The sequence below is a fragment of the Wolbachia endosymbiont of Onchocerca gibsoni genome (genome assembly GCF_029169405.1).
GTDB lineage: Bacteria > Pseudomonadota > Alphaproteobacteria > Rickettsiales > Anaplasmataceae > Wolbachia.
The window spans coordinates 510,255-522,257 of record NZ_JABUMP010000001.1; the positions used below are offsets into that span (position 1 = coordinate 510,255).

Genomic DNA, 12,003 nt, shown 5'->3' on the forward strand with positions numbered 1-12,003 from the left:
TTACACTATTGTTTGTATATATTTTTATTCCCTGTCTCATAAATATTTCTTGTGCTAAACCTGAAATATCCTTATCTTCCAACGGCAAAATAGTGTTTTTTGCTTCTATAATTGAGACATCAACTCCCAAAGTACTACAGAAACTCGCAAATTCTATCCCAATTGCACCAGATCCTATAATTAACAACGACTTTGGTAACTTGTCTAGAGCTATAGCATGCTGAGCATTCCATATTAAGTCTCCATCTACTTCTATTCCAGGCAGATTTCGTGCTCTTACACCTGTTGCTAAAATAATACGCTTAGAAGAAATCTCGTGTTCTCCACCACTACTAGAAATCTTTATAGTACGATTACCTACAAGTTTACCAAAACCCTGATAGACTTTTATATTGTTTTTTCTCATTAAATATGCAATACCGCTCGACAGTTTATTAACAATATTTTTTGAGTATTTCACTATCGATTGTATATCAAAACTCACATTCTTCACTTTTATACCAAATTCCTCCGCTCTTTTTATGAGCCTATAGGCTTCGGATGCCCTAAGTAACGATTTAGTCGGTATACATCCCCAATTTAAGCATATACCACCTAAATTTTTTTCTTTTTCAACAACTGCAGTTTTAAACCCAAGCTGCACTGCTCTAATTGCTGCTATATAGCCGCCAGGGCCACCACCTACAACTGCTATATCATATTCATCCACTGTTTTTTCATATTCAAAGACTATGTATAGCAGATGAAACCAGTGTAATCAATGGCGTCACTTTCTACCATCCAAATAGCTAATTAGTATTCAGATTCCTTCAGTTATAAGAGCAGGATTAAAAACTGCTGAAATAACTCCGCCAGTCTCTTTATCATGATAACAAGAGCATTTAGTTATCTTTAATCTGAATAAATTGAACAACGAAAGTATTAGATAGCTGTGTCTTACATCTAATTTTATATGCTATATGTACTTTATATCTAGTTTCAGGATTTTACTATATAATGAAGCACACTTATAAAGTAGTTAAGACAGTATAGAACATCAGCTTACAAGATCAGAAAATAACTAGCTATTACAGGATTTCTCTTATCTTCTTTCTTTATTTAGTAAATCTCCTAATATTTATAGTTAATGATTATATAAACGTTGCAATTACAAAATCAATCCCTACTAATAAGGTGTCATCTAAGCACTTCTATCACGCCATTCCAGTTGTTCTTATATATACTTCTAAGTAAACACAATAGAGTTCTATACATAGGTATCACGTTGAATTTAATTAAACGAAGTTTTGGAACATAAGAACAAGGTCATTTCTAACTTTATATTGAAGTATGGTGTATAAAATTAGTTTACTTTAAAAAATTTCAAAAATGTGAATTCAGCTTTTAATAGAGAAAAACTACTAAAAAGAAAAGGTTTATGATTATGATAAAGGTGGCTTAATAGGATCAGTTTCTGTATTTTTCAAAAATAATAAAGTTAAAGTGTTGCTAGCACAATACAGTATTATTGAGAAATGCTACCTGTGCAATCAAGCAATAGAAGCCTGTAGTGTCTGTTGCTGTTTTAGTGGGTTTCACTATCTTAAGTATAAGATATATTATTATGCATTTTCTTTAACGCTTTATACTAGGAGTGTTTGTGCAGTTCTTAATGTCTTTTCATTGCTGGCACTATAAAGGTTGCATTTTCACACAAAAAAAAAGAGCCTTTTCTGAATTTACTGAAGTTATTACTAAAAAAATTGTTAAGTTAAATGCTGAAGGTAATCCTTAAGAAATCTATGATATACTGACCTACCTCATAGGTGTTAAAAAAAGTTCTTTTTTAAAAAACCTAAGTTATACTTATAGACACTTGATATCTTTTATATAATTATGCCAAATTTTAAAAACAATTCTTACCTTTACAGTGATAATATGAAATTTGTAGAGGAAATGTATAGCCGTTACTTGCAAGGTGATAAATCAATCGGGGAAGATTGGTACAGAACCTTTTTAGTTAACTTAGAAGTTGATAAGTGCTGTAGTACACAACAGCTGATTAAAGTAGATGACTCAGTTTCCAATTCGGTAAATTTTTTCAGATCTTACGGTCATTTTTTTTCAGATCTCAATCCTTTATCACCAAACGTGAATGAGGAGATAGATTACCAGAAATATTCAAATTTCTCTCCAACACGTGATACCAGAGTTTATAGAGATATTTACTGTAAAAATATTGGTTTTGAATTTATGCATATTTCCTCTTACAAGGAGAGAATGTGGCTGCAGGAAAAAATTGAAAATCAGGTCTATACATTAAGCTCGCAAGATAAAAAGGAGATACTGAGGCACTTGATTGAATCTGAGATGTTTGAGCAGTTTCTCCATACAAAATTCCCTGGACATAAGCGTTTCTCTATTGAAGGTGGAGAATCAGCTATTGTCGCAATAGAAAAGATCATTGGTAATTCCACAGCTTTTGGAATTGAAGAAATAGTTCTTGGTATGGCTCACCGAGGACGGATCAACGTTTTAACCAAAGTTATTGGGAAAGAATATGCAGCAATGCTATCTGAATTTCAAGGCAATCTTGCATATCCAAGTGACCTTAAGATGTCTGGTGATGTCAAATATCATCTCGGTTACTCATCTGATCGCACGCTTGCTAATGGCAAGAAAATACACTTGAGTCTATGCCCTAACCCATCTCACCTCGAAGCAATAAATCCAGTTCTGTTTGGAAGAGTGAGAGCTAAACAAAAAACGAGGTCTGTACTCGGGGTATCAATTCATGGTGATGCAGCCTTCGCAGGTCAAGGAGTGGTTGTTGAGACCTTGGCCTTGAGTAATATTAAAGGTTATAAAGTGGATGGAATCGTGCATATTGTTATTAATAACCAAGTTGGGTTTACTGCCAATCCATGCTGCACACGGTCATCTTTTTATTGTACTGACATAGCAAAATCAATAGAAGTCCCAGTATTCCACGTAAGTGGAGATAATCCAGAAGCTGTAAGTTTTGTCACAAATCTAGCGATGGAATATAGGCAAAAGTTTAAAAAAGATGTGGTGATCGACATAATATGCTACCGTAAACATGGTCACAATGAAGGTGATGAACCAAATCTCACTCAGCCCCTCATGTACAAGGTAATATCAAAGCATAAAACTCCAGGAACGCTGTATGAAGAGAAGTTAACTGCAGAAAAAGTGCTAAATAGTGACGAAGTAAACAAACTACGTAGCGAATTTAGGGCAAAATTAGATAAAAGCCTCACTGAATCAGCAATTTATACTCCAAAGAAAGCTGATTGGTTCGGTGGATTGTGGTCAAAACTTAGAAAAGCAAGGCTGAATGATTTAAACGAATACTATACAGACTCTGGTGTACCATCAGATAAGCTAAAAAAACTAGGTATACATATAAACAGCAATATACCAAATAGTTTTAACATTAATAATAAAGTTAAAAAAATGCTCGATAGCAGAATAGACAGCATAAGTTCTGGTAGTAATATAGATTGGGCAACAGCTGAAAGCCTTGCATTTGCATCACTACTCACAGAAGGAATAGAAGTGCGTTTGTCAGGACAAGATTCTGGTCGTGGAACTTTTTCACATCGTCATTCAAAACTCGTTGATCAGGTAACAGAAGAGGTGTTTACTCCATTGAATGGTATAAGCAAAGAACAGGCTCACTTTGAGGTTATAGATAGCACTTTATCAGAGTATGCTGTAATGGGCTTTGAATATGGATATAGTCTTGACTCTCCGTATTCATTGGTGCTCTGGGAAGGACAGTTCGGTGATTTCGCAAATGGTGCACAAATTATGATTGACCAGTTTATTGCATCAGCAGAAACAAAGTGGTTGCGATCCAGCGGTCTAGTTCTACTTTTGCCTCATGGTTATGAAGGGCAAGGACCTGAACACAGCTCTGCGCGTATAGAAAGGTTTTTGCAGCTCTGTGCAGAGGATAATATGCAAGTAGTTAATTGCTCTACTCCGGCAAATTACTTTCATGTTTTGCGCAGACAGATCCATCGAGACTTCCGTAAGCCTTTAGTAGTGTTTACACCTAAATCGTTATTACGTCACAAAAGAGCAGTTTCTAATCTATCTGACTTTGAAGGAAGATTTCTCACGGTAACTCCGGAATATAGAGTAAGCTTAGTTTCAGATGACAAAATACGCAAAGCCATAATATGCAGTGGTAAAGTTTATTACGATATAATTGAAGCATGTGAGATACAAAAAATAAATGATATAGTAATAATACGATTAGAGCAATTTTATCCATTTCCTGCTAATAAACTAAGCAACGAGCTTGGAAAATACAAAAACGCTGAAATTGTATGGTGTCAGGAAGAACCAAAAAACATGGGAGGGTGGTTTTTTGTTAATCCGTTGATAGAAGAAGTATTGCTTAATCTCGATGTTCAAGCAAAAAGACCTAAGTGTATAGCAAGACCTGCTGCTGCATCTCCTGCATGCGGTTATGTTAATGTTCATATTCAGCAACAAGAGGAAATTTTAAAGCAAGTTATCAAGTAGTATTTGCTGCTTTAAAAGTACTAATGAGAAAGCTATCTAGATTTAAATTTCATAAAAGGAACATTACTTCACTATTACTATAGTAATTATCAATAGAAAACATCTAAATCGTCGTCTGTATCACAAAGTATATGGGTATCCAAAAATTCAAAGCTTGCAGTGATCATTGTTCCTTTTTACTGGTAGTTCCGTAAATATTACTTACCTCACGAGTAACTTACTAAATATTCGCTTTTTTTTTCGTCATTTAAGCGGATCTTTACTGCGCCATGCATAATTTTCTTAATTATGCACTACATATTGTGCTTATTTATCTTTTTCACTAGCATGAGGTTTTAAATCAGTTAACAAGAAGCTTTTTACTTTCTCCTATTCTAATTTTTATGAACGAAACCAATTGATATTGCGCTGTTCACAACCATTATAAGTTGTGCACGTCAGTAAGTAGAAAATTCTAGCTCTCTAGTAAAACTATAAGATATATTTTCTGGAAATCTAATTCTACAAATGAAACATATCCTCTCATAAAGATAAAGTTGAAGTGATTCGACTAAAGGAGAGGTGTATAAGCACTACAACTTTGGAACATCCTACATCTACATAATAAGTAACTAAATTACTGCTATCTAGATTGATACTAAAACTACTGTTGCGTACTATCATTTACACACTTGAGCTTACTTGTACTGTCAAACAAAAAAATAAAGTTTTGTAGCAAACCTATAACTAGTTTTGCTTATGGCTTAATTCATCCACTTTCTTGCGTAATACACTCAAGTTAGTTACTCCTACAAACAGACTATCCCCAATTATTAAAAGAGGTGTACCACCTACTCCTAATTCCTTTACTAAAAGTTTACTATTGTTTATCGCTTGCTCAATTTTGTCTGCATTACTTTTCATAGAGTTATCAAAATCACTTTCATTAACCCCTATATTTTTCACTATATTTAATACAGTTTCATTTGAAAATTCTCCCCTGTAACTTAAGGCAGCGTAATGAAAATCGAAATATTTTTCTTTATCAATGAAATAGACAGCTAAAGCACCTCTTGCTGCCTTTAAAGAGTTATTACCAAGTATTGGAGTATCCCTGAAAATATACTTAATTTTGCCGTCATTAATCAACTGTTTGATATCGTCCTTCATGGCTTTACAATAGCTACAAGAATAATCAAAGAACCCCACAGCTATAATTTTACTATTTTTGTTTCCTGAGTAAGGATAAGCGGAGTCAAATATTTTGTTTTTATATTGTAAGATTTTATCTTTAGTTGCATCATCCAGAGTAGCATAACTACTTCTAATTGACTCCTTTCGGAAAGTTTTTATAATCTTATCAAAGTTTCTGCTCACATAGTTATTATCTATTCCCTTACCCATACAATCCTTGTTTAAGGCTTGGTTGCGATGTGAAAGCCAATTGCTTATTACTGGCAAACTTACTACTGTAAACATAAAAATCAATAAAAATTGTATTCTAGACATATACTTACTAAATAATCTACAACATGAAATTTTTAGCACATATTTACTTATATATCAAAAGAAGCATCTATGTTAAGATATAAAAACATTCGTATTAAGTGTATTTTATAGTCAGTTTTACTGTAAGTACAAGCTTTACGCACAATGAAATTTAGATATATTATCACAAGTTTATTAAAAGATTTGGTGATGCAGGTAGTTAAAGCTCTCTAGAGAGACCAATTATGAAATGCTCTACCTTTCACTGCTATATATAGTAATCATAGACGTCGCAATAAAAAGTTGACTATTTTATAACCGCGGAATACAATTTTAACATATGCTGCAGTAAATTATATGAGTGGGCTAAATTGCTAGAGAAAAAGAAACGGCTACTTTAGAAAATAAGTTTTCCCAATTTGCTAAGTTCGTTGCAGAATATAATTAACATCGTGTGGAAAAATGTAAACAATTTTTAGCAAAATTCATGTAATTCTACTTGAGTAAACAGATCTTAATAAATGCAATTTAAAGGCATAGTTTGAGGTCCTATAAAGTTATTGTCTAGGGTTTTTCATGATGGCATAAGAATTGCTGTACCTAAAAACTGGGTGGATGTGTTATGTCATTTACCTCTTTTCATTGATGAATATGGGAATGGATAAGCTGTGATATTTTTTTTCCAGCATGAATTAAACCGTTCAGAGAAGAGATGAGAAAGGTAGTAACGATGGGTATTCACTATCAGAAATTAACAATAAAAAACAGCCTGCAAATGTAGAAAAACAAGTATTTTAAACAGTATATTTTAAATATGTCAATATAATTATAAAAAAATTAATATAAAAGCATATAGGATTTATATGTAGAAAATCGGCAATATTAGTATCGATATAAAATACAGTTAAAGAATCTGGTGTTTAAATAGATCTAGTTTTTGATCGAAAAGATATGCATAATACTTTATGAAATAAGCATAGCAATAAGCCTTATAGTAACAAAGGAGTTTATTAAATATTGAAGAAAAAAAGAAGTAGTTTGTGTGGAGAAAATGAAATCAAAGAAGTAAATATTCTGGACATTAATTACTGCAAGCAGGATTTACAAAAATCAATTAAAAGATGCAATATATTATGTAATTACACTAGAAGATTTGTTTTAAGTTATGTATAACAACCTACGCGACTTTATTAAAGCCTTAGAAGAAAAAAAGGACTTGATTAGAATCAAGGAAGAAGTTTCGACAGTTCTTGAAATGACAGAAATTCACCGTAGAATTCTGTTAAATAATGGACCAGCTGTCATTTTTGAAAATGTTGTTACAGAAAACGGCAAAAATCCAATTCCTGTTCTAGTGAATTTATTTGGCACCATCAATAGAATAGCTTTAGGTTTGAACATAAACCCTGGTAAACTAAGAGATCTGGGTAAATTTTTAGCATTTTTGCAATCTCCTGAGCCACCAAAAAACTTCAGAGATACTATAAAAATGTTTCCTTTATTAAAAGCCGTATTATCGATGCGAAGTAAAGTAGTGAGCAAAGCTCCATGTCAAGAGGTAGTGTTGACTGGAGAAGAGGTGAACCTTGCATTACTACCTATTCAAACATGTTGGCCAAATGAACCTGCACCGCTTATTACTTGGCCAATTGTGGTAACAAAAGGACCAACAAAAAACAGACAAGACAATTTCAATCTTGGTATATATCGCATGCAGGTCATAGATAAAAAAACAACTTTGATGCGTTGGCTTACACACCGTGGTGGGGCAAGTCATCACAAACGATGGAAAGAAGAAAGGCGAAACACAAAATTTCCTGCTGCTGCTGCAATTGGTGGTGATCCTGCAACACTTATTGCTGCAGTAATTTCATTGCCAGAAACATTGTCAGAATACCAATTTGCTGGACTGCTGCGAAAAAAGCCCCTTGAACTTGTAAAGTGTAAGACTATACCACTTCAAGTGCCAGCTCATGCGGAGATTGTTTTAGAAGGCTACGTGAGTTTGGATAAATATCAAGATGAAGGGCCATACGGAGACCACACCGGCTATTATAATTCTGTTGAGCAATTTCCTGAGTTTAACATTACTGCAATTACTATGCGTAAAAATCCAATTTATTTCAGCACTTTCACTGGCAAGCCACCAGATGAACCATCAATCCTTGGCGAGGCACTCAATGAAATTTTTGTGCCAACTCTTACCAATCAATTTCCAGAGATAGTAGACTTTTATCTGCCACCAGAAGGGTGTTCTTATAGAATAGCGGTAGTGTCAATCAAAAAATCTTATCCAGGACATGCAAAAAGAGTTGTTATGGGAATATTTTCCTTTCTAAAACAGTTTTTATACACAAAATTTATTGTAGTTGTTGACGATGATATAAATATCCGTGATTGGAAAGAGGTAACGTGGGCAATATCAACGAGAATGGACCCTGTGCGGGATACTATCATGATAGAAAATGCACCAATTGACTATTTAGATTTTGCCTCTCCTGAAAGTGGACTTGGAAGCAAAATGGGATTTGATGCGACAAACAAAATCCCACCTGAAACTAAACGGGAGTGGGGAAGAAAAATTGAAATGAGTGAGGAAATAGTAAGGAAAGTTACGCAAAAGTGGAAGGAATATGGATTGATAGATAATAAACTATAATGTAGTCCTATGCTTTTGGTGTTCTTGTGAGGCTTTTATACCTTTTATTTTCATTAATATGCTTTTCTCTATATTATTATGCAGGCCATATATTTTCACCCTGTCCAAGAGCTACAGTTTGCTTTTCACCTGAAGAAGATTGCACTACGCCAATAATTAATGAAATAGATCGATCTAAAGAATCTATTTTAGTTCAAGAGTACACATTTACTCTTGAAACAGTTGCGGATGCTTTGATTAAGGCTAAAAAGCGTGGTGTTGATGTTAAAGTCATCTTGGATAAATCGCAACTTTATTCAAAATATAGTGTAATAAATGAATTATCTGCAGGTGGAATACCAGTTTGGATTGATGATAAACCTAAGATTGCTCATAATAAAATAATAATCATTGATGATCAAAGAGTCATCACAGGATCATTCAATCTTAGTAGAACAGCTGAAAAAGGTAATGCCGAGAACCTACTAATTATTGAAGACTATCCTGAACTAATTCAACAATATGTGAAAAACTGGGAAACACGACAGTCTCAATCTTACAAATATACTTTCTAGGTACTGCCAAAAAGTAGATATTTTAGTAATCATTTATGGTATAATAAAATGAAGGTGAGTGTCAGTAATAGGTTACATGAGTAATGCTACTGCAATTAGCTTAGTTCACAATTTTTCAAAATAACAAAAAAAGAAAATATAAAATTCAATATAGTTACAATAGTACATACATCTTATACCACCAATAAGCATGTATGCTTCGAGACAATNNTTTTATAGGTTCATATTATAACAAAAAGATAAAGATGTGCCTTCAAAGTGAAACTTAGCTAAGGAATATACTAAGTGAATACATTACTTGCTCCAATATTATCTGTAAAGGTTTGATAAAGAATAAAAGAAATGTTAGAAAAAACTAAGTTTGCGGAACTGAAGAAAAACCAGGCAATTGTATGATAAATAAGTGTGCAGCATTTTACTGCACAACAAAATTATCATACACCAATTACCATAAATATAGTATATTTTAATAGGGATATAGCTTAAGTACAGTAAGCAAAAAAGTTAATGATAAGCTAGAACTGTGGCAAAAATTTAAAAACATGTTTTAGTCAAAGTAGTGTTAATGATTCTCAACAAGGAGGTTTTGTGGAAAGTGCAGCACTTTAAACGGTTTCTCTGTCAAAAAGTATACAAACATAGACCTCAAAAGAGAATTTACTCAAATAGTAACCGGCCTTCAAGTTTTTTCAGCCATGAAAACAGAGCCAAAAACTCCTTGACAAGCTTTACTAACCGAGTTACTGTAGAGATAGTAAAGGTATTCATTCATCTCCAGTTTATTCAGATTAAGCAATAAAAGTATTATAAAATGGCATCTCGTGTTTAATCTTTGTACTACATGTACTTTATGTTTTTATAAAGTTTTTAGGTCTTGACCTATAAAGGTAGAAGCTTGCTTACAGGTCATTTGTAAAACGCAACTTATACAGGATTAAAGAATAGACAACTATCTATTACAGTTTCTTTACCTTCTTTATCTAGTAAATTTTTTAAATATTAAAATAACTCATGAACTGGACAAAAAGGTGCTATCCAAGTAAACCTAAGAATGATACTGTCTGTCATTCACATTGTTTACAAACCACAATGTTTGTACAGCTATACGGTACCAAGTTAAGCAATTGTGAGCAACTTTAAAAAGTTAGGATAGATAACCCAATTTTCCACACTCTTCTTTTTATAAAAATCTCAGTCAAATTATGGTAAGCTTTTAAAGAAGATTCTCTAACTGCTAATCTTATTTTTAAAATAACTCTCTAATTGCTTTTCTAGCTCAATAAGTGCCTTTTTGTTAATCTAAGGCTCTATATTCCTTTTTAAATTCTATATAAAATTAACTATGTAACTGTTGTCAGCTTTTATACATATTTTCTATAATGTTAGGCAGATTAGTGCAGCCACTATTCAATAACTTAACGCTTCTGAATTTCTTCAAAACTCTACAATTAATTTGTAAGGTACCTTTAAATAAGGCCAAAGATTTACTATGCACCTTTTTCATAAATTCTACTACTTCCAATTGATACATCGTTTCTACACTATAATTATCAATTTCTATGTTCTCCAATATTGTAGCTTTTACTAATAATAAACCTTGCAGCTTTTTCCTCCTTTTTTATCAACCCTATTATAGTTGATGAGATTTTATCTATTTTTTTATTAAAAAAATTCCTTGAACTTTATTGATTAATAAACTGCTCTTTTTCGTTATGTAGGCTACTTACTTTTTTATTAAATTTAAGAGAACTTACATTCTCTTTTTCCTTTCCCTACATCAAATTCACTACAACATTTTCTTAACCTAACAAACATAGTACTAAGACCTATATATAATCTAACTTTTAAAAAGTCTACTTAAACATTTTTTTCAACTGATTAATTTCATCAGCAAAATTTGAGTCAGTCCTTATAAAATTTTCTATCTGTTTTACTGCATGTATAACAGTAGCATGGTCTCTACCACCAAAGCTCCTTCCAATATCTGGAAAACTTTTTTGTGTAAACTTTTTAGCAAAATACATAGCTACTTGCCTCGGCCTTACAAGAGCACGGAGTCTTCTATTAGAGTGCATATCTGCAACTTTTATATTAAAAAACTCAGCTATCTTTTTTTGTATTTCTGCTATTGTAATTGGCTTATGATTTGATCTAAGAAGATCTGCTAGAGTTTCACTGGCTGATTCTACTGTCATACTTCTTCCGATCAATGAAGTATGGACAACTTTATTTAAGGCTCCCTCTAATTCTCTTATATTAGATTTTATGTTTTTTGCTAGAAATTCTAGGACATCATCCGGAACATATATATTCATTTGTTCCACCTTGATCTGCAATATACCAAGTCTTAATTCAAAAGTCGTTTCATTAATATCTGCTACCAACCCCCAACCAAGACGGGATTTTATTCTCTCCTCTACTCCGTCAAGATCGCTAGGAGATCTATCAGCCGATATAACCAATTGCTTATTTTGGTCTATCAATGCATTAAAAGTATGAAAAAACTCTTCTTGCGTACTATCTTTACCACTAATAAACTGCACATCATCTATCATCAATACATCTACCGATCTAAATTGTTCTTTAAACAACATGATATCTTTACTCCTTAGTGCTGTAATATATTGGTACATGAATTTTTCCGCCGATAAATATACTACTTTTCTTTTTGCTGGAAGAGAATTGACTATGTACCAAGCTATAGCATGCATTAGGTGTGTTTTACCAAGCCCTACCCCGCCATATAGAAACAAAGGGTTGCTACCTGATATTGGATCTACTATAGAC

The 12,003-nt window shown here is 32.9% G+C and carries 6 protein-coding genes and 1 pseudogene; 3 read left to right on the forward strand and 4 right to left on the reverse strand.

All coding sequences use genetic code 11. The features are described from left to right. A partial coding sequence (locus HSX44_RS01945) for an FAD-dependent oxidoreductase (RefSeq protein ID WP_275602074.1) occupies positions 1-709 on the reverse strand: 709 nt, incomplete at its 3' end. A 1,166-nt stretch (positions 710-1,875) separates the two neighbouring features. On the opposite strand from HSX44_RS01945, the gene HSX44_RS01950 reads away from it, so the two are divergent. After that, positions 1,876-4,536, forward strand: coding sequence for a 2-oxoglutarate dehydrogenase E1 component (locus HSX44_RS01950; RefSeq protein ID WP_275602075.1), 2,661 nt, complete (start codon positions 1,876-1,878; stop codon positions 4,534-4,536). A 726-nt stretch (positions 4,537-5,262) separates the two neighbouring features. On the opposite strand, the gene HSX44_RS01955 is transcribed toward HSX44_RS01950, so the two are convergent. Beyond that, positions 5,263-6,024 carry a DsbA family protein gene (locus HSX44_RS01955; protein WP_275602076.1) on the reverse strand — a complete coding sequence of 254 codons (762 nt, stop codon included), beginning with the start codon at positions 6,022-6,024 and terminating at the stop codon, positions 5,263-5,265. 1,144 nt (positions 6,025-7,168) lie between these two features. On the opposite strand from HSX44_RS01955, the gene HSX44_RS01960 reads away from it, so the two are divergent. Beyond that, positions 7,169-8,662 (forward strand): UbiD family decarboxylase, encoded by a 1,494-nt coding sequence (locus HSX44_RS01960; protein ID WP_275602077.1) that lies wholly within the window; start codon positions 7,169-7,171, stop codon positions 8,660-8,662. Positions 8,663-8,688: 26 nt separating this feature from the next. Beyond that, positions 8,689-9,216, forward strand: a complete 528-nt coding sequence (locus HSX44_RS01965) for a phospholipase D family nuclease (protein WP_275602078.1) — start codon at positions 8,689-8,691, stop codon at positions 9,214-9,216. A gap of 1,360 nt (positions 9,217-10,576) precedes the next feature. Here HSX44_RS01965 and HSX44_RS01970 read toward each other — a convergent pair. After that, positions 10,577-10,892, reverse strand: a pseudogene (locus HSX44_RS01970) (IS4 family transposase); the annotation flags it as partial. A gap of 177 nt (positions 10,893-11,069) precedes the next feature. Beyond that, a partial coding sequence (gene dnaA, locus HSX44_RS01975; RefSeq protein WP_275602079.1) for a chromosomal replication initiator protein DnaA occupies positions 11,070-12,003 on the reverse strand: 934 nt, incomplete at its 5' end.